This is a genomic window from Simiduia sp. (assembly GCF_058345725.1).
In genome coordinates this window covers 13,590-31,603 of record NZ_JBTUOC010000020.1, presented here as the reverse complement: position 1 = coordinate 31,603, position 18,014 = coordinate 13,590, and the positions used below count along the sequence as shown (strand labels likewise).

Here is an 18,014-nt window from a genome sequence, read left to right as displayed (position 1 = left end):
CTACTCTCCCGCCGTGCGAAATACACCACCGCGCATGATGATACGACCGTACTGACTGCGTCCGTCGTAGACCACATGCACCCAAGTGGCATCGCCTGCAGCGTGCCAAAAAATCGGCTTTTTAACGCCGCGCAAACTGTTATAGACCTGTTCGGAAACCACGATAATATCGTTGGTGGACTCGTAATACAGTTCAACCGGAGCCCAAGGCGGCAAGTCGTTGGTGCGACGAATAAAACCGTCGCTAATCACTTTTTCTGCAAAATAGGTCACTAGCGGCTCTAGGTCGGGCTCGTACACCACAAAGGGTAGGTGCTCGATTAATACCCCTTCGTAGAGATACACCTCGCGCCCGTCTTTGTTCGTGATACGCAAGCTAACCACGGCGTCGCGACAGGGCTTGCCGGCCACATTCACCGTGAGGGTGTCGGTAGCCTGATCGCCAGTAAAGGCCACCTTGGCGGCGCGCGTGACGTCGCAGCCGGTCTCACCTTCAGCCCACGCCGGCGGCGCCGCGAGCAGCAACCAACACAACACCCACAGCCCGCCGCTCGATAGCTCACCTTGCCGCTGTCCCATAGAGGTCTCCAAACCCAACCTAATCGCGATGCCCAAAGTGTAGACGACGCCACACCAATACAGGCAAACTCAAGGCAACAAAGGGGAAGCCACTATGACCGATCAACGCTGCGACTGGTGTCACGGCGACAGCCTCTACCAGCAATACCACGACGAAGAGTGGGGCCGCCCGCTGTTTGACGAGCAGCGGCTGTTTGAATTCTTGATTCTGGAAGGCGCTCAAGCCAGTCTCAGCTGGATTACCGTTTTGCGCAAGCGCGAGAATTACCGCGCGGCCTTCGACAACTTCGATCCCGAAAAAATGGCCCGCTATAGCGCCGCTAAAATTGAGCGTTTGCTGCAAAACCCGGGCATTATCCGCAACCGCTTAAAGGTCAACAGCGCCGTGCGCAATGCCCGGGCCTGGCTCGCTATGAAAGAGCGCGGCCAGAGCCCAGTGGACTTCTTTTGGCAGTTTGTGGACGGTCGACCGGTGCAAAATCGCTTTCGCCAGATGTCGGATCTACCCGCCAGTACACCTGTATCAGATCAACTGAGCAAAGCGCTTAAGCAGGCCGGGTTCAATTTTGTGGGATCGACCATTTGCTATGCGCACATGCAAGCCACCGGCATGGTCAACGATCACCTGTTGAGCTGCCCGCAACACGCGGCCTGTGCGACACTCGCGCAGGCGCTTTAAGCCCCGTCGAAAGTTTTTACAGCACAAAACCCTGCTACCCCCATGGTTTTTCATGCCCGATCAAAATAAGCCTGCCCACGCGTCGAAAAGTTTTACAGGCGGCTGCGACAGCCGCACTTCAACAGCTTGATATTACTAGGCTTTTCTTCTTGGCCTACATATTGCTTCATGAGGATCGAGACGACACATTGAGTGTGTCCGATGCGGTTCAACCGCGCTAACTCCGATCAATTTGGTTTACAACAAGGACGCTTGCCCCCCATGAACAAGCTTATTAAGACGACTGCCCTAGCGCTGCTTGCTAGCCTGCCACTCTCCGCTTCCGCCAGCTTGCTGAGCGTTTGGGGCACCGATTGGCACCAAATGACTGTCACCGCCGGCTATGGCGACGGCGTGGTAGCCCCCGGTGTGGGCGGCCAGGCTTTTGACGTTGAATTTTTAATGTACAAGTTCGATGCCAGCAGCAATACCCTGCACGTGGGTCTGCAAACCGGCTTCGACATCATCGACGCCGATAACAATGGCTTCCGTTACAGTGGTAAGGACTATTTCAACGGCGATATGGCCCTGTCCTTTGACGGCGACGACAGCAATTACGAATACGCGTTGGATTTTGGCAATCTGACCAAGGGCTACTACGGCACCAACCTGGGCACAGATGCTGCCGGCCTCTACGAAGTCAGCAGCTGGAGCAATGAGGTGTACACCGGTCACGGCGTATCCAACCCCTTTGCCATGGCCAGCGGCACGCTAAAAGTGGGCGCCAACGGCAGCAACTTCACCGAGGGTTTCATGCTTGGTGAAGATGGCAAAAAATCTTACTACAACATGTTCAGCTTCAACATCGGCGCCATCGGCTTGATGGGCGACTTCACCATGGATGCCCACTGGACCATGTCTTGCGGCAACGATTGGCTGGACGCGCGCGCAGATGTGGATGTGCCAGAACCGGCACCCTTCGCCTTGTTGGGACTGGGCCTCGTTGGGCTGGCGTTCATGCGCCGTCGCGCGACCAAATAATCCGGCTGTTCGGATAGTAAAGGCGCCCTGGGCGCCTTTTTTTATGGGGGCTCGCTCTTTGTGAGGCAGGCGCCTTGAGCACACCTAAACGCTCAGCCTGCGCTCTACCAACTTGCGCGCCCAGTGGGCGCTGCCCAATCGAACTGTTTCAGAGGCGCTCAGGCCGTGCACTAGCCCCCTACGCCCCAGACCATCTGGCTCGAGTAAACGCACCGCGAGAAACGCCACATCAGAAATGACGTACACCAGCGCCCGGCTGCAAACGCTTTTACGCCTTTAATAATTACAATTGCGTCGCTGTTCTGTTGCGATACGGGATTCTCGATAGTCTGCTCGCCGTCTCGATAAGTTGAAAGCTCAATTTCAAATACCGCCGCCAGTGACTTTGCCATTTCCAGGCCGGGCTTATGGCCGCGCGCTAACCGATGAATCCTGTGCACCGTCACGCCTGTCACCCCGGCCAATTGCGCTTGGGATCAGTCGCGCGCCGCTGTCGCAATATCGGCCAAAATCCACTCCAGCGGTAAGTCGCGCCCGGCCAGGTAGTGCTGTGCCGGCCAGGCCACCGGCACATCCGGCAGCAGACCCTGAGTGGCAGTATCGGTGAAGCGGTAGCGGCGCTTGGACACCATCACCTGCCAGCCGGCATTAGGCAACGAAAAGGAATCGGCATCCTGGTAGCCCACGGGGTTGGCACCGGTGGCTTCACCCACTAAGCGGGCATTCAAAATTTGCCGATACTGCGCGGCATTGCTCATGGCCGCGGAGTAGGTGTGCCGGCCAATCAACACATAGACCCCCTGCTGCCAGTCCAGCTGATCGAGCAACACCAGCCCATGCGCCAGCACCAACCCGACAAAAAAGTCGCCGCCGCCGTTATTGCGCAGATCGATAATCAGCCGCCGCACCGCGCGCTTAGTCAGGGCTTTGTGAAGCGATTTGGCTAAACGCTGAGCTTCGCCATAGGGCGGGTAGCGCTCAAATTGCAGGTAGGCTGTGGCAGATGCAGCGTTGTGGTACACCGCCAAACCCGGCATCGAGGGCGGCACCCGCTGAAACCCATAGCTGCGCCACGGCGGCTCCTGCCTTGGGCTATCGCCGGCAGACTGCCAGGGCAGCTCCAGTTGCATAAACTCGCCGGTGGCCAAATGCAGCTGCACCTGTACCCCGGTGTCGGCCACAGTCGCGCCCGCACCGGCCAGCACTTCGGCCACCGCCGCCGCGCTCGCAAAGGCGGCCATCCAAGAGGATTCATTCTCCACCGATGGCAGACAACCGCGCAAGGAAGCGGCCAGCGCCGCTTCCGTCAGGCCGCCAATGCGCGCTAGGCGCGCGCCCAGTAAATGCTCATAGGTAGGCGCGGCCTTGACCACGCGCAGACCATCTGCAAACCAGCGCCAACGCAGCGGCAGCAGTCGGTGCGCGCGGCCCCAATAGCTCACCTGAGTATGGCCGTCGCCCACGGCCGCGGTTAAGCACATGAGCTCTCGCAATATGCCGTCTTCATCCAAGCTCGGCAGCCGTGCGCGCAACACTTGCAACCGGTGAGTGAACTCGGCCTCCGACAACCTGTGAAAGGGGTCGATATGCCGGTTGCGCAACTCCCGCTCAAAGCTCGCCAAATCGGCCCGCCAGGCGGCCACTTGGTCGCCGCTCAGGGGCTCGGCAATCAGCGGCGCTGCACCAAAGGCCACCAGCACCGTCACTACCCAAACCATTAACCACTGCACTCGCATCGCCACACTCCTCGTGAATAAAAGAGCGGGTAGCCTGACAGCCGGACGGCACGCTGGCGTTCGAAATCAGGAATGCGAACGTCAGTGCCGGGCCCTGGTGCGCCCATATTGGCTAGGTGTAGTGCCCGTGACTTTTTTGAAGGCGGTGTTAAAGCTGGTTTTCGAGTTAAACCCCTGTGCCAAGCCCAACTGCAGCAGCGGCACAGGCTCTGCTGTCGAGTGTAAGTGTTCACACACCGCCTGCACCCGCAAACCGTTAATGTAGTCGCAGAAATTTTGTCCGGCACCGGCATTGATGGCCCAGGACACCAGTTTTTCCTGCAACCCCAGCTGTTCGGCCACCTCGCGCAGCGACAGACGCGGCCGGCGAAAGCCTCCGGTGCTGCGCAGGTGTGCATCAATGGCGGCAAACACCGGGGCGGCATCGGCGGGGGGCTGAGTATCGGCATCTGCATCTGCTTGCGCTAGCGAGAGGCCGGTAAAAAGCGCCGGTTGTTGCGCCGCTTTAACCACCAAATAACCTGTCATTAGCGCATACAAAGCGCTATTGACGGTGTACCAGGGTACCAAAATCGACAGGGGTATATGGCCCTGCAAATGCAGGCGCAAGTGGTCTTGCAACTCCATGGCGATCCAGAAGCAAAGTAGATTGCGCAGCCAGTAGAGCGCCTGCTCATCGGCATCGGAGCGCTGCTGGCGCGACTGCTGGTGGTAGCACCTTAACAGCGCCAAGGCCGACAGCGTATACAGCAACTGGCTTATGCTCGCCACCACCAGCACCCATTGAGGCCAAATCGTGAAAGGCAGCGCCAGCAATATTGGCGCTCCGTGCAGTCCCCAGTGGCTGAGCGACAACGCCGGCGCCCCCACAACCTGGCGAGTAAACACATAGAGCGCGGGACCAAAACCCAACATTAACGCCGGTGTCACCAGCGGGCCGCGCCACAACTGCAGCTCTTCGGCCAAATTAAAAAGGTGCAGTACGCTCTGTAACCCCAGCAGCACCCCCATGGCGCGAAGGCGCGCTTGCGGCCAGACAATGGCAATCCCCAGCAGGCACCAAGCCACCGACACCCATTGGATCAAATTCACCGGCATGAGGGTAAGGGACATAAAGTACAACATCGCTACGAAAGACGGAGTCGCTAGGCTAGCGGCTGAGCATGCCACTGCCAAGCGTTGTGCGCTGTGAAAACAGGGCGGTAAAAACTGTGGCGCAACGCGATCCAGCGTCGCGTGCATTGTGGGGTTGGCGACATCAGGGGGCCGGATCAGTCGTGCGCCCAAAGCTGGCTAGCTCGAAGGGTTTCCAGCACGGCGTTGGTTGGCCCGAACGCCATAAAAAAACCCCGCCAAGGCAGGGTGAATCTGACGCTTTCTGAACAAGTTCAGAGGGGTAAAATGTGCCGCTCACGGCATCTCGGGGAGAGCATTCCCCAAGGTCAACACGCCTTACGGCATGGACTGGTAAACAGATTAGCGCAGCAGGTATTATTCTCCCAGTGACTTTTATTCAGCCGCCATATGAATTAGATTCACACCCATGAACATTGACCTGCTCGCGCGACTCGACCTCAACCTGCTGATCACTCTGCACCTGCTGCTGGAGGAGCGACAGGTCTCGCGCGTGGCCGAGCGATTACACCTGACGCAATCCACCGTTAGCAAAGCACTGGCGCGCCTGCGCAATACCTTGGACGACCCGCTATTTACCCGAGGTCCCCACGGCTTAACCCCCACCCCCAAGGCGCTGGCCATGGCGACGCCCCTGGCTAACTGGCTGCGCGGGGCCGACCAATTGCTGTTGCCCCAGGGCTTTGACAGCCGCCAGTATCAGGGCCAATTTCGCCTGGCGCTAGGCGAGTACCTAGGTGTCGCGGTGATGCCCGAGCTGATTGCACAGCTCGCGCGCCAGGCACCGGGCGTGCGGCTGAGCGCGGCAGCCTACGAGGCCGACCCGCTAAAACAGCTGGCCGACGGCGACTTGGATTTTGCCGTGCAGCTTCAACGCCAGCACTATGGCCCGGGGTTCGATGTGGTCGAGCTGGGTGCCATTCAGCCCTGCCTGCTGATGCGAAGTGACCACCCACTCACGCTTACAGAGGCAGTGCACTGGCAGGCGTTTCTCAGCTACCCACAGGTGCGCCTGTCGGTGGGCGACTTCCGCAAACTGGAGTTTTGGCGCCAGGACAGCCGGCTGGCGGAATACGAGCGGCAACTGCACTATGTGCTGGAAACCAGTCACCTAATGACCGCCGTGGAGGTCCTGTTACGCACCGATGCGGTCATGTTGGGCCCGCCGCTGCTGGCAGTGAGCCCGCGACTGCGCCACCTACTCACCGCGCGGGCCATTCCCAGCGCCGACACTCAGCCGCTCAACACCCAGATGCGCTACGTGCTGGTCCAGCACCAACGCAGCGGCCACTCGGCCCCCCATGCCTGGCTGCGCGCACAACTGCTACAGGCCTGTAAGCAGCTCCAACTGGGCTGACATTCTGGCGGCCTTACAGGCCGCCCTGTACCCACGTTGCAGCCTGCCTGCGCAAACAGCCTGCCACTGACGCTAGCGAAAGCACGCCAATAGCCGGGGCCAGTCCAGACTTTCGGCCACCACATCGGCCAGGCGATCCAGGTCCTGCCCCACCCGCGCCCGGTAATCGAACGACGCCACCTGACCCAGGCCGGCCCAGTGCAACCAGGTGGACAGACTCTCGGTCGCCTCGAAAACGCCGTGTAAGTAAGTGCCCACCACCTGACCATCTTCACTGGTATAGCCGTCCCAGTGAGTGCCCAGGTCTATCAGGTTGGGAGGTAAGCCTCGGGTTTCACCGGCGTGAATCTCGTAGCCGGTGACCGGAGCAGTGCCGGCGGGTAAATGCAGCTGGCCCACCACATTGCGCAGGGTCTTCCGGGCCGCCAACTGGGTGTGCAGATCAAGCAGCCCCAGCCCGTCGCTGCTTCCGGGCTCACCTTCAATGCCCAGGGGATCGGCGAGGTGGCGACCCAGCATCTGCAATCCGCCGCAAATGCCCAGCACCTTGCCGCCATAACGCAAGTGTTGGTACAGCTGCTTGTCCCACCCTTGGGCGCGCATAAAAGCCAGGTCGCTGCGGGTATTTTTACTGCCCGGCAGGATCAACCAATCGGCGCCCTGCAAACTGCCACCCGGACCCACAAACTCAAAATCCACCTGCGGGTGCAACCGCAGCGGGTCGAAATCGGTGTGATTACTGATGCGCGGCCACACTGGCACCTTTACTTTTAACGTGTCGCCGCCCGTGGCGCGCACACTCGGCGTCAGTGCATCTTCGGCGGCCAGATGTAAATCCTGCACATAGGGAATCACGCCCAGCACCGGCTTGCCCGTTTTTGCCTCCAACCAATTCAGCCCCGGTTGCAGCAGCGCCAGATCGCCGCGAAAGCGATTGATCACAAAACCGACGACCCGTGCCTGCTCCGATTCAGACAAGAGCGCTAGAGTGCCCACCAAGTGCGCAAACACGCCGCCCTTGTCGATGTCGGCGATCAAAATTACCGGGCAATCCACCGTTTCGGCAAAGCCCATGTTGGCGATGTCGCCTTCGCGCAAATTGATTTCCGCAGGGCTGCCCGCGCCTTCAACCACCAAATAATCGTACTTCGCCTGCAGCCGGCCATAGGATTCGAGCACCGCTTGCAGCGCCACTTTTTTGTAGTCGTGATAGGCCCCGGCTTCCATTTGCGACAGCGCGCGGCCGTGCACTATCACCTGCGCGCCTGTGTCGGTACAGGGCTTCAATAAAATCGGATTCATATCTGTATGCGGCGCCACACCGCAGGCCTGTGCCTGTACCGCCTGGCCGCGACCGATTTCGCCTCCGTCTTCTGTCACCGCCGAATTGAGCGCCATGTTCTGCGGTTTAAAGGGCGCCACGCGCTCGCCGGCCCGCGCCAACAGTCGTCCAAGAGCCGCCACTAGAGTGGTTTTGCCCGCATCGGAGGTGGTGCCCTGCACCATTAACGTTTTTGCCATTGCACCCATCCCACCTGAAAGAACGCACATTGTACCGACACCGCGACTAAATCCGCCCCCTTCAATGCGCGACCGACTAGGCAAAAAAAAACCGGCATCGCTGCCGGTTTTTAGATAACGTCGGTGCGGTGTTAGCGCACGGCGTTGCCGTCCACGTCCAACACCTTGATTGCGCCTAAGTTTAATGACTTGATACCCGCTTCAATTTTGCTCAAGTCGCCAACGATTACCCAGGTGAGTTTATCGGGCGTCATATTGGCCTTGGCCACCTGGCGCACCTGCTCCACAGTTAGCGCTTTTACGCGATCGGCGTAGGTCACCACATAATCGTCGGGGCGATCAAAACGCACCTGCGAACTCATGGCACCCAATACGGCATTCATGGTTTCGTAGCTGCCCGGCAACTTAGCCACTTCGTTCAATTGGTAGCGCTGCAGCTCGTCTTTTTGCGCCGGATTTTTACCGAGGTATTCCTTCAGCTCGCGCGCCACTTCGGATACAGCCTCTTTGGTTTTATCGGTTTGCACCGGCGCGTAAGCCATCAGCGGCTGTTGAGCAACAGCGTCCACCATGAAAGTGTAAGCTCCATAGGCCCAATGCTTATCCTCGCGCAGGTTCATGTTGAGTCGCGCGGTGAAAGCACCACCTAAAATGGTGTTGGCCATATCCAAAGCGAGGTTGTCGGCCGACTTGGCGGAGCCCACCAGCTGCCCCGCCAGAATCACCGATTGCTCGGCGCCGGGTTTATCGATTAGATAGACGCTGGCCTCAGCCGGAGGCTGCACGGCCTGCACCTGCTTGACGCCCTTGTCGGCCGAGGGCGCACGCCATTTGCCAAAGGCGCGCTCAAGTTCGGGCTTGAGATCGGCCAGCGACATGGCACCTACGGCCACCAAGGTGGCGTTATCGGGTCGAATCCAGCGAGCGTGAAATTGCTGCATGTCTTCGATACTGATATCTCGCACCGATGCCTCGGTACCCGAACCGGTCAGCGGAATACCATAGGCGTGTTGATCGCCGTATAGCAGCGGCGGCAAGGTGCGCAGCGCCATGGACACGGGTTGCGATTTTTCCTGGGCGATGCCCGCCAGTGTCAAAGCGCGTTTGCGCTCGACATCGGCTTCGCGGAACGCGGGGTTTTGCAAAATATCGGCATAAATATCCAGCGTATCGCGCAGATTGGCGCTCAGGGCGGAGACGTTAAAGCTGGTAACGTCGACGTTATTACTCACCCCCCAAACCGCGCCCAAGCCTTCGAGCTGCGCCGAGATTTCCAGCGCGTCGCGCTTTTTGGTGCCCTCTAACATCACGTCGGTGGTGAACTTGGTCAGGCCCAGCTTGTCGCCAAAGTCGGCGGCGTAACCGGCGTCAAACATCAGCGACAAATTCACTTGCGGCACAGTGTCGCGGCGCGCGTACACCACCTTCATTCCATTGGCCAGCTCGGTGCGCTCAATGGCGGGAAAACTCAACTGCGGCACATCACCAGCGTCGGGAATCTTAGCGCGATCGACATCTTGACCCGAGGCCGCAAGCTTGGGAAAGGGCTCCACTTCCAGCACCAAATCGCCTGCAGACAACCAGCGCTTGGCTACCTGCTGCACGTCCTTAGTGCTCGCCTCTTCCATCACCAGCAGGCTCTTCTTGAAGGCGCCCGGATCACCCATGTACACCGCATTAGACGCCAGGATGTCGGACTTGCCGCCCCAGCCACCGACTTGTTCGGCGCCGCGCACAAAGCTCGCAAACAAGCTGGTACGCACCCGCTCCAGCTCTTTTTTATCCGGCCCCTTCTTCAAAAAACGGGCAATTTCTTCATCGATGGCGCGCTCAACCTGCGCCAGTTCTACGCCGGGTTTGGCGTCGGCCACAATAGAAAACAGACTCGCCAGCTCGAAGGGCCAATAGGCGACACTGACGCTGGTGGCAATTTGCTCTTCGTGCACCAGGCGTTTGTACAGGCGAGAGTTTTTACCGCCTGCTAACAGCTCGGCTACTATTTGCATCACGTCGCTGTCGCTGTTGGCGAGCTCCGCGGTATTCCAAGATTTATATAAGCGCGACTGGGGTACCCGGTCTTGGGTTTTCATGCGCTTTTGGTTATCGCGCTTAGCGACCCAGGTTTTTTGACGGTCGATAGGTTCGCCGGGAGCCACAAAGCCAAAATATTTGTCCATTTTAGCCTTGGCGGTTTCCGCATCTATGTCGCCCGCCAGCACCACCACCGCATTGGCGGCGCCGTAGTATTCGTGGAACCAGCTCTTCACATCCTCCAGCGAGGCGGCGTTCAGATCTTCCATTGAGCCAATGGTGCTCCATGAATAGGGATGGCCCTTGGGGAAGGCAGCCTTTTGCAGCAAACCCCAGGCTTTTCCGTAGGGCTGGTTCTCGCGCTGGCGCTTTTCGTTTTGTACCACGCCGCGCTGCTCATCCAGCTTGGCCTGATCGATGGCGCCCAGCATGTGCCCCATGCGATCGGACTCCATCCACAGCGCCATATCCAACGCCGGGGTGGGCACTGTTTCAAAATAGTTAGTGCGATCCAGCCAAGTGGTGCCGTTCATATCCGTGGCGCCGGCTTTCTCAAAGGGTTCAAAAAACTCACCTGGCGCGTTTTCACTGCCGTTGAACATCAGGTGTTCAAACAAGTGGGCAAAGCCGGTTTTACCGGGCTTTTCATCTTTGGAGCCCACGTGATACCAGACGTTGACCGCCACCACCGGCGCTTTGCGGTCGGTGTGCACCACCACCCGCAGGCCGTTATCCAGGGTAAAGGTTTCGTAGGGGATTTTGACGGAATCCGTCAGTGGACCGGCGTAGGCGCCAGCGGCAAAGACCAAACAGGCAGCGGCCAACGGTTTTTTGAACATGGGCAAACTCCATTTGTGAATTATCGTGGCGCCGGATCACAGCGCCAAATAAATGTAGCATCTTTGCCCAGTGCCACCCAGCGCGCAAGCCTAACTAACGCAGGTTGAAGTATTCTGGTCGCAATCTTACAGAGTGGTCACTACCACTCAATCCCCTTCTGCGCGGCCACGCCCGCGTGGAAGGCGTGTTTGATCGCCTTTACCTCGCTAAAGGTATCCGCTAAGTCCTCCAAGTATTTTTTGGCGCCGCGACCGGTAATGATTACACTTTGATCCTTCGGCCGCGCGCTAATCGCCGCCAAAACTTCAGCTTTATCCAGGTATTTGTAATTGAGCATGTAGGTGAGCTCGTCAAACACCACCAACCGCACGGTGGGGTCGGTCAACAGGTGTTTGCACTCTGCCCAGCACTGTTCGGCGGCGGCTTTATCCTGCTCGGCATCCTGGGTTTCCCAGGTGAATCCCGTGCCCATCACGTGAAATTCCACGTTCGGCAGCGCCGCCAGAATATTGCGCTCTCCGCACTCCCAGGTGCCTTTAATGAACTGCACAATGCCCACCTGATAACCGTGACCGGCACAGCGCAGTGCGGTGCCAAAGGCCGAAGAACTTTTGCCCTTGCCGTCCCCCGTAAGAACAATAACCACGCCGCGCTGTTCCGTTGCGCGCGCCACGGCCTCGTCTACTAGAGTCTTGCGCTGGGCCATACGGGCCTTGTGTCGTGCAGCCTTGTCTTGCGTGTCGGCTTCGGGCTTTGAGGCATTGTCAGTCATGGCGACGCACCGATTGTGTGGAAATGCCGCACTATACCGAAGGATCAGGGTTTTAACACATCCACGGTCAAGAAATAGCTGTACAGCTGACGCTGAATACCCGCCTGACTAGGGGTCACCTCTGTCTCCGCCTCCAGCAAAAAGCGGCCGGCGCCGGGCCACTGTATATGCAAACGGCCCTCGGCATCGGTGGTGAAGCGGTGTACAGCCTGGTCGTCGCGGTAACGTGTGCCTTCACCCTGCACATTTACCGTCAGGTTGGCAGCGGGTTTGCCGTCCAGCAGCAGCACGAACTCACCCGATTCGTCGGCGTAAAGTGCATTGGGGTGACTGACCATCTGCAGGGCCAATCCCTGCTCGGCCGGCGCGGTTGGTGTACTGGGGGCACCCAAGGTAATGTAGGTTTCTATGCGCGAAACCGACGCCATGTATTTCACCTTGCGGGCATTGGCCGGTAGCTCAGCTTGCAGGGTTGCCAGCGCGCCGCGCGCGCGTTGAATGCCTTTTTTATCGGGCACTTCATAGGCCACAAAGTACATGGGCGCGCCCCCGCTCACAATGTGATAGGTACCACTTTGCGCAATCTGAACGTCGAAACTGGAGCGTCGTTTACCCTCTTGCGGCTGCAACAGGGGCAGCGCTTCGCCTGCCGGTGAATACACCTGAACATCGCGCAGCGGCATGCCCTTATCCACATAAAAAATATTGTTAGAGGCCGTGTAATCCACAGTCACGGTTTCCGCCTCGCTTAGTGAAAAATCGGTGGGTAACAACCAGCGTTTGTGGGCTGCAGCTTGCGGTACTACCCAGGCGATGAGAGCGAGTCCCGCCATACAGTGTTTTATCATGGTGCATCTCCTGTAATAGTCAATTGAATGTTGCCCAACTCGCGCTCACCGGCGTGTTGCGCATATACGCCACCCTCACCCCAGCGAAACGGCAAGGTAATGTGCTCGCGACCGCCCACTTCGCGCACGGCCTCTAGGTTGAGCACATAGTCCCCCGGCGCGAGTGCCACACTGCGCTGTAATACATATTGCCCCGGTTTGCGTGTGGCACCAGACACGCCATCGACGGGCAGCGTCAACGAGCGACCGCCGCGCCGCCACCAACTGCGTAAGTCGCGGTGCCATTTTTCCTGCTCCAGCCACAGGGCAATGTGTGCGACCTGTTGCCGCTGTGAATTTTCTATCCACACGGCCACATAGGGTCGGTGGTACTCGGCGGTTTTTATATCGGGGATTTCCAGGTTTACCAACAATTCGGCAGCCTGCGCCGACGTTGCCAAAAATAAAACTAACGTACTCAGGCGCAGTGAATTTTTAAACTTTTGCATCACGGCACATACACCCCATAAATAATTAATGGCACAAGCGCGCCCAATATCACCAACGGCCATGTGGAAGTGCGTTTGCGCGCGTACACCCACAACAGCACCAGGCCGGTGATGGCGAAAAACAAGCAGACAACTGCCACCCCATCGATTAGCAGCGACCACGCCCTGCCCGAATGGCGGCCTTTGTGCAGATCGTTAATGAGTGCAATCGCGCCGTCGTCCACTTGTTCGAGCACCAAGCGTCCAGCGGACACATCCAATATCACCGTCGCCACACCGCCAGGGCGCTGGTAGTCCAGCACCCATTCGACGGCATCACGGTCGATGTTGCGCGGCACTGGCAACGCCCAGTACTTGTCGACCAAGTGTGTCAACTGCGCCAGCTGCGCTGTTTGCGGTGCCTGCTGAAAGGTGTCCAACCACGATCGCTCCAGCTGAATAACCGTTTCGCTGACATGGCGTTCAGCCGAAAACCAATCTGGGTGATTGAGTGTAATTCCCGTGATTGAAAAAAAGATCAGACTCGCCAATCCAAGTGCAGAAGTCACCCAGTGGGTGGTGCGCGATATTTTTGCCAGAGCTGCATTCATAGAAAAAGGGCCGGCAAAGCCGGCCAAATGAGACATGCCGAAAAATTAAAACTGATAGGACGCCGTTAATTTCACATTGCGCCCCGGCTCGTAGTCGTTCAAAACCAGGTGTCCAAATCGCGGGTGATTGCTTTCGCCGACGCGGGATGCGTGGGAGGTGTACTGGGTATCAAATACATTATCGACGCCCGCGACCAAATAGAGTCCCTCTATCGCTTGCGGCTGCCAACGCGCAGACAGGTTGTGTACGTCGTAGCCGGGCTTGTTCTGAGACGCCTCTTCTGCTATCCAGCGGCTATCCCAAATGACATCGACGTCGGTCCAGCGATAGGCTAACTCGAGCCCGAAGGAATCGCCCACTTCGCGATCCAAGGTGTCGCTACTTGTGGTGCCATGCGTATCGCTGCGCGAACGCGCAAAGGTGAGCAGTCCATCAAAGCCGCCCAGCGCGTAGCTCACGCTGAGCTCGCCACCGTCGACTGTGACCTCGCCCAAATTTCTGTCGCCGCTGGTGGCATACTGAATGTAATTATCGATGCGCGTTTGAAACACATTCAGCCCCGCACTGACCCTGTCGGCGCCGAGGAAATTTTCCTGCGAGAAACGCAGCCCCAGTTGATCGTTGCGCGCCTGCTCTGCCTTTAAGTCGGCACTGGCAGTTTTACCGTAGCCCGCGCCCACCAGCACCTCGGTCAACTCGGGCGCCTTAAATACTTCTGTGCTGCTGGCCAATAATTGCCAAGCGTCGGTTAGGTGCCACTCCGCTGCCAGCGCAAGGCTGGTATCGCTGTAGGTTTTATTGCCGCTGACGGCGTCGTTGTCCACGCTGTCGTAGCGAATACCAGGTGTGATAAAAACGTGGTCGGTTAGCGCAATGCGGTCTTGCAGATATACCGAGCGCGCGCGCTGAGATTCTGCACCCAGTTGGTTGCCGTCTTCCACATAGCGCGTGCGGTAGTCGTTGACCTCAATGCCGGCGGTAAATTCGTGGGCATTGGTCGCGTCCAAGGCATAGGTGCCCACCAGATTCAGGCCGGTATTTTCCGCCGATCCCTCAACCAGCCCTGCGCCGTAGAGATTCTGCTCGTCGCGCTCTAGGTCGTACTGATTCTGGTACACGTTAGCACGCAGTTCGCCGCCGTCGCCCAGGCTGCCCACATAACCCAGGTTTAGCGTTTCGCGACCGAACTCCGTGGCAAATACCACGTCGCCGCTGATCGCCGCATTCGTGGCCACCCCCATATCCGGGCGCGGCGCATAGTCACCTCGATCCCGATATTGATCGATACTGGCCGTAATTCGGTGCGCCGAGCTAAGCGTGGCACCCAGCTTCACCAGGCCATTAGTTTGGGTGCCGTCGTTGCCCAAAATTTCGGTGCCGTCGCCATCGGTAAAATTCCGCCGCTCAACCTGATTCACATAGCCCAGTAGGTCCACTTGCTCGGTCAGCTGCCCGTAGGCTGTTAGTGATCCCGACGTGGCGGCATTTGTGTTGTAACCCAATTGAGCCCGCGCGCCAAATTGTTTGCCCTGCAATAAATCCTGGGCAGATTTCGACTCAAAGCGCACCGCACCGCCTAAACCACCGGCGGCCACAGAATTGGCGCCCACATCAATATCCACAGACCGCAAAATATCCGGGTTCACCAACAAATTACCCATATGGTGATACAGGTAATTATTTTGCCGCGCTCCGTCGATGGTGACGGTGAGATTCCGGTCGTCCAATCCGCGAATGTTGATACGCTGATTCACTGAGTGAGTACCGCCAATATCGACCCCTGGAATATCGCGCATCAACTCGCTGAGGTGATCGGCCTGTTTGGTCACTATCTGGTTCTCGCCCATATACACCGAGGAGCTTTTAACCTGGGTGGCCCATACCTGCACGGTTTCTAACGATGCCTCCGAAGGGATGGCGGGTGTTTGCGCAACAGCAGTTGCCGGCACCACTAGGGCCAAGCCAAGCAGTTTGTGGGTAAATCGGTACATGAGCGCTCCAATGCGACGGGTCATTTTTGCGAATGATATCGATTTACATTTGATAATACAATACAAATGATAATAATTATCAATTAATGCGAGGCAGCTACTGGTCTTCCTCCCTGCTCCTAGCGGCGCAAGCTACGCTGCAGGGCAAAAAAGCTCATCGCTAACCCGGTGAGCACAAACACAAAGGCCAGCCAGGCAAAAACACGCAACAAGCTATTGTTAAAATCTTTGCCGGTGCCGTAATCCATAATATGTAAGCGCCAAAGCGCGTCGTACCACACCCAATAATCGGAACGCACCCAGCCATAATCCCCTTTAGGGCCAAAGTACAAGCGCACGCCGTCAAAATCTGCCTGCCACAACCCCGTGCGACCACCGGTCTCATCCACTAGCCCCAACCAACGCGACTCGGTGGCCGACAGCCAATTGATATCGGGCTCGGAAACAGGGCCGGTATACAGACGCCGAGCAAAGTCGGCCACCTGTGCAGCGCTCGCACGCGTGGCCGGCTGGCCGTTTGCCAAGAGCCACTGTTCGCCATCGGCCCGCTCGAGTTTGAGCAGCACGCCTTGTGCGCTGGCAACCGCAGTGACAGTCCGCAGCCCTGGTTGGGCCGGCACAAGCATCTGCCAGTTATCGGGGAGTTCAGCAGCCGCAGGCGGCGCAACAAAATCGCCACCTTTCACTAACGCAGAAAAAGGTACAGTCGCAAAAAATAGTCCGCCGACCACCCACAAAAATACTTGCAAAAACACGAGATAGGACAACCACTTGTGCATGCGCCACACGATTTTTCTGACGGTATTTGCCATGGATCTGACACTCGCTCTCTCAATTAGAATTATTATTGCACCGGCAGCCGCCAATTGCGCCGAAGCTGCTCCTATAGCAGGTTGCTCGTCCAGCCAGTGGCGCAGGCGCGCCGCTGCACTGGACGATGACAGGTTTTCAAGCGTCCGTTAAGCCCCTAAACTGCCGCCTTCATTTGCTGGAGGCACTTCATGACACTACGCACCTTGATCCCGGCGCTTTGCGCTGCAGCCCTGATGGCCTGCGCTACCCCACCGACTGACGACCCGGCCGCCAGCCTGCGCGAGCAGGCACTGCAGGACCAGGCCGGCTACGCCTTTGTGCGCGACCTAACCACCGAAGTGGGCCCGCGCATGGGCGGTACCGAGGCAGACGCCCGCGCCGTGGCCTGGACCAAGGCGCGCTTTGAGCGCATGGGCTTCGATAAAGTGTGGCTAGAACCCGTCACCTTTCCACAATGGCAGCGCACCCATGAGCGCGCCAGTGTGCTGGGTAAATTCCCGCAGCCGCTACACATCACCGCGCTAGGCGGCTCGGTGGGCACCAACGGCGAGTTGCAGGGCGAGCTGGTTATGGTGGACGACTACGCGGCCCTGGTGGCCACGCCCCGCGCACGCATTAAAGACAAAATCGTGTTTATTAAAAACCGCATGCGCAAACACAAAGAGGGGGCCGGCTACGGCGAAGCCGTGATTGCGCGCGGCAAAGGCGCCCTCGAGGCCGAGGCCAAGGGTGCAAAAGCGCTGCTAATTCGCTCCATCGGCACCGATAGCCACCGCTTTCCCCACACAGGCATGATGAGCATGAGCGCTGGCAGCCCCAAGATTCCTGCCGCGGCGCTTAGCAATCCCGATGCCGATCAACTGGAGCGCTTACTGGCCAAAGGCAAGGTATCGCTCAGCCTGGACATTAATGTGGGCTGGACCGGTGAATACACCTCGCACAATGTGATTGCAGAAGTTACCGGCGCGGAAAAGCCGGAAGAAATTATTGTGATCGGCGGCCACCTCGATAGTTGGGATCTGGGCACGGGTGCGTTGGACGACGGCGCGGGTGTGGCTATAACGGCTGGCGCCGCCTACCAGTTCATCAAACACCGCCAGCGCCCTGCGCGCACCATTCGAGTGGTCGCCTTCTCCAACGAGGAGCAAGGTTTAGTGGGCGCAAAAGCTTACGCCCAGGCCCACGCCGAAGAACTGAGCCGCCACATTGTCGCCTCGGAATCCGACTTTGGTGCGGGCCCAATCTGGTCGTTTAAAACCCGCCTGGAAAACCCTAGCGATGCGTTTATCGCGCGCGCGACAGCGCTGTTAAAACCGCTAGGCATTTCCTACCTGGGCAACGACGCCACCAGTGGCGGCCCAGACATAATTCCATTGGCCGATAAGGGCGTGCCGCTGTTTCAACTGAAGCAAGACGGTACCGACTATTTCGACTACCACCACACAGCCGACGACACCCTGGATAAAATCAATCCCGAACATTTTAACCAGAACCTCGCGGCCTGGACTGTTATGCTGCATTTGTTTGCCAATGAGTGGCAAATGGATCAGTAGCTCCCAGAGCCCAGTTGTTGTCGAACATAAAAAAGGCCAGCGATTGCTGGCCTTTTTTATG

General features: G+C 58.2%; 16 protein-coding genes. 4 read left to right on the top strand and 12 right to left on the bottom strand.

Annotated features, from left to right (window positions below):
• Entirely contained in the window at positions 1 to 579 is a 579-nt protein-coding gene (locus tag ACW8F6_RS04755; protein WP_491574702.1) for a hypothetical protein, read from the bottom strand.
• Between the two features lie 94 nt (positions 580 to 673).
• On the opposite strand from ACW8F6_RS04755, the gene ACW8F6_RS04750 reads away from it, so the two are divergent.
• Together ACW8F6_RS04750 and ACW8F6_RS04745 are read left to right on the top strand one after the other, a co-directional pair.
• Positions 674 to 1,258 (top strand): DNA-3-methyladenine glycosylase I, encoded by a 585-nt coding sequence (locus ACW8F6_RS04750; protein WP_491574701.1) that lies wholly within the window; start codon positions 674 to 676, stop codon positions 1,256 to 1,258.
• Positions 1,259 to 1,519: 261 nt separating this feature from the next.
• Positions 1,520 to 2,278 (top strand): PEP-CTERM sorting domain-containing protein, encoded by a 759-nt coding sequence (locus ACW8F6_RS04745; protein ID WP_491574700.1) that lies wholly within the window; start codon positions 1,520 to 1,522, stop codon positions 2,276 to 2,278.
• A gap of 84 nt (positions 2,279 to 2,362) precedes the next feature.
• On the opposite strand, the gene ACW8F6_RS04740 is transcribed toward ACW8F6_RS04745, so the two are convergent.
• The 3 genes from ACW8F6_RS04740 to ACW8F6_RS04730 form a co-directional block, all read right to left on the bottom strand.
• On the bottom strand, positions 2,363 to 2,524 hold the full coding sequence (locus ACW8F6_RS04740) for a hypothetical protein (protein ID WP_491574699.1): 162 nt from the start codon (positions 2,522 to 2,524) through the stop codon (positions 2,363 to 2,365).
• A 230-nt stretch (positions 2,525 to 2,754) separates the two neighbouring features.
• The gene (locus ACW8F6_RS04735) at positions 2,755 to 4,014 is read right to left on the bottom strand and encodes a S41 family peptidase (RefSeq protein WP_491574698.1); all 1,260 of its coding nucleotides are present in this window, start codon (positions 4,012 to 4,014) and stop codon (positions 2,755 to 2,757) included.
• 81 nt (positions 4,015 to 4,095) lie between these two features.
• On the bottom strand, positions 4,096 to 5,127 hold the full coding sequence (locus tag ACW8F6_RS04730; protein WP_491574697.1) for a helix-turn-helix domain-containing protein: 1,032 nt from the start codon (positions 5,125 to 5,127) through the stop codon (positions 4,096 to 4,098).
• A gap of 430 nt (positions 5,128 to 5,557) precedes the next feature.
• On the opposite strand from ACW8F6_RS04730, the gene ACW8F6_RS04725 reads away from it, so the two are divergent.
• Positions 5,558 to 6,505: a LysR family transcriptional regulator gene (locus tag ACW8F6_RS04725; RefSeq protein WP_491574696.1), complete on the top strand. Its 948-nt coding sequence runs from the start codon at positions 5,558 to 5,560 to the stop codon at positions 6,503 to 6,505.
• A gap of 72 nt (positions 6,506 to 6,577) precedes the next feature.
• Here the strand turns inward: ACW8F6_RS04725 and ACW8F6_RS04720 are convergent, their stop codons facing one another.
• The 8 genes from ACW8F6_RS04720 to ACW8F6_RS04685 form a co-directional block, all read right to left on the bottom strand.
• A complete protein-coding gene (locus tag ACW8F6_RS04720) occupies positions 6,578 to 8,026 on the bottom strand; it encodes a cobyric acid synthase (RefSeq protein ID WP_491574695.1) in 1,449 nt (482 codons plus the stop codon).
• Positions 8,027 to 8,157: 131 nt separating this feature from the next.
• Positions 8,158 to 10,896 carry a M16 family metallopeptidase gene (locus tag ACW8F6_RS04715; protein WP_491574694.1) on the bottom strand — a complete coding sequence of 913 codons (2,739 nt, stop codon included), beginning with the start codon at positions 10,894 to 10,896 and terminating at the stop codon, positions 8,158 to 8,160.
• Between the two features lie 140 nt (positions 10,897 to 11,036).
• On the bottom strand, positions 11,037 to 11,669 hold the full coding sequence (gene cobO, locus ACW8F6_RS04710; RefSeq protein ID WP_491574693.1) for a cob(I)yrinic acid a,c-diamide adenosyltransferase: 633 nt from the start codon (positions 11,667 to 11,669) through the stop codon (positions 11,037 to 11,039).
• Between the two features lie 44 nt (positions 11,670 to 11,713).
• On the bottom strand, positions 11,714 to 12,517 hold the full coding sequence (locus tag ACW8F6_RS04705; protein WP_491574692.1) for a DUF4198 domain-containing protein: 804 nt from the start codon (positions 12,515 to 12,517) through the stop codon (positions 11,714 to 11,716).
• Positions 12,514 to 13,005 (bottom strand): DUF2271 domain-containing protein, encoded by a 492-nt coding sequence (locus ACW8F6_RS04700; RefSeq protein ID WP_491574691.1) that lies wholly within the window; start codon positions 13,003 to 13,005, stop codon positions 12,514 to 12,516. Before ACW8F6_RS04700 ends, ACW8F6_RS04705 begins: the two co-directional genes overlap by 4 nt.
• Positions 13,005 to 13,595, bottom strand: a complete 591-nt coding sequence (locus tag ACW8F6_RS04695) for a PepSY-associated TM helix domain-containing protein (protein WP_491574690.1) — start codon at positions 13,593 to 13,595, stop codon at positions 13,005 to 13,007. Before ACW8F6_RS04695 ends, ACW8F6_RS04700 begins: the two co-directional genes overlap by 1 nt.
• 45 nt (positions 13,596 to 13,640) lie before the next feature.
• The gene (locus ACW8F6_RS04690; RefSeq protein ID WP_491574689.1) at positions 13,641 to 15,587 is read right to left on the bottom strand and encodes a TonB-dependent receptor domain-containing protein; all 1,947 of its coding nucleotides are present in this window, start codon (positions 15,585 to 15,587) and stop codon (positions 13,641 to 13,643) included.
• A 119-nt stretch (positions 15,588 to 15,706) separates the two neighbouring features.
• On the bottom strand, positions 15,707 to 16,399 hold the full coding sequence (locus ACW8F6_RS04685; RefSeq protein ID WP_491574688.1) for a hypothetical protein: 693 nt from the start codon (positions 16,397 to 16,399) through the stop codon (positions 15,707 to 15,709).
• 189 nt (positions 16,400 to 16,588) lie between these two features.
• On the opposite strand from ACW8F6_RS04685, the gene ACW8F6_RS04680 reads away from it, so the two are divergent.
• Positions 16,589 to 17,953, top strand: a complete 1,365-nt coding sequence (locus ACW8F6_RS04680; protein WP_491574687.1) for a M20/M25/M40 family metallo-hydrolase — start codon at positions 16,589 to 16,591, stop codon at positions 17,951 to 17,953.
• Positions 17,954 to 18,014: the final 61 nt, after the last annotated feature.

What these genes read in the sequence shown, in the direction of transcription:
- ACW8F6_RS04745 (WP_491574700.1), top strand. Translation starts at nt 1,520, where the DNA reads ATGAACAAGCTTATTAAGACGACTGCCCTAGCGCTGCTTGCTAGCCTG.
- ACW8F6_RS04700 (WP_491574691.1), bottom strand. Translation starts at nt 13,005, where the DNA reads ATGCAAAAGTTTAAAAATTCACTGCGCCTGAGTACGTTAGTTTTATTT.
- ACW8F6_RS04705 (WP_491574692.1), bottom strand. Translation starts at nt 12,517, where the DNA reads ATGATAAAACACTGTATGGCGGGACTCGCTCTCATCGCCTGGGTAGTA.
- ACW8F6_RS04730 (WP_491574697.1), bottom strand. Translation starts at nt 5,127, where the DNA reads ATGTCCCTTACCCTCATGCCGGTGAATTTGATCCAATGGGTGTCGGTG.
- ACW8F6_RS04690 (WP_491574689.1), bottom strand. Translation starts at nt 15,587, where the DNA reads ATGTACCGATTTACCCACAAACTGCTTGGCTTGGCCCTAGTGGTGCCG.
- ACW8F6_RS04735 (WP_491574698.1), bottom strand. Translation starts at nt 4,014, where the DNA reads ATGCGAGTGCAGTGGTTAATGGTTTGGGTAGTGACGGTGCTGGTGGCC.
- ACW8F6_RS04695 (WP_491574690.1), bottom strand. Translation starts at nt 13,595, where the DNA reads ATGAATGCAGCTCTGGCAAAAATATCGCGCACCACCCACTGGGTGACT.
- ACW8F6_RS04750 (WP_491574701.1), top strand. Translation starts at nt 674, where the DNA reads ATGACCGATCAACGCTGCGACTGGTGTCACGGCGACAGCCTCTACCAG.
- cobO (WP_491574693.1), bottom strand. Translation starts at nt 11,669, where the DNA reads ATGACTGACAATGCCTCAAAGCCCGAAGCCGACACGCAAGACAAGGCT.
- ACW8F6_RS04680 (WP_491574687.1), top strand. Translation starts at nt 16,589, where the DNA reads ATGACACTACGCACCTTGATCCCGGCGCTTTGCGCTGCAGCCCTGATG.
- ACW8F6_RS04715 (WP_491574694.1), bottom strand. Translation starts at nt 10,896, where the DNA reads ATGTTCAAAAAACCGTTGGCCGCTGCCTGTTTGGTCTTTGCCGCTGGC.
- ACW8F6_RS04725 (WP_491574696.1), top strand. Translation starts at nt 5,558, where the DNA reads ATGAACATTGACCTGCTCGCGCGACTCGACCTCAACCTGCTGATCACT.
- ACW8F6_RS04755 (WP_491574702.1), bottom strand. Translation starts at nt 579, where the DNA reads ATGGGACAGCGGCAAGGTGAGCTATCGAGCGGCGGGCTGTGGGTGTTG.
- ACW8F6_RS04685 (WP_491574688.1), bottom strand. Translation starts at nt 16,399, where the DNA reads ATGGCAAATACCGTCAGAAAAATCGTGTGGCGCATGCACAAGTGGTTG.
- ACW8F6_RS04720 (WP_491574695.1), bottom strand. Translation starts at nt 8,026, where the DNA reads ATGGCAAAAACGTTAATGGTGCAGGGCACCACCTCCGATGCGGGCAAA.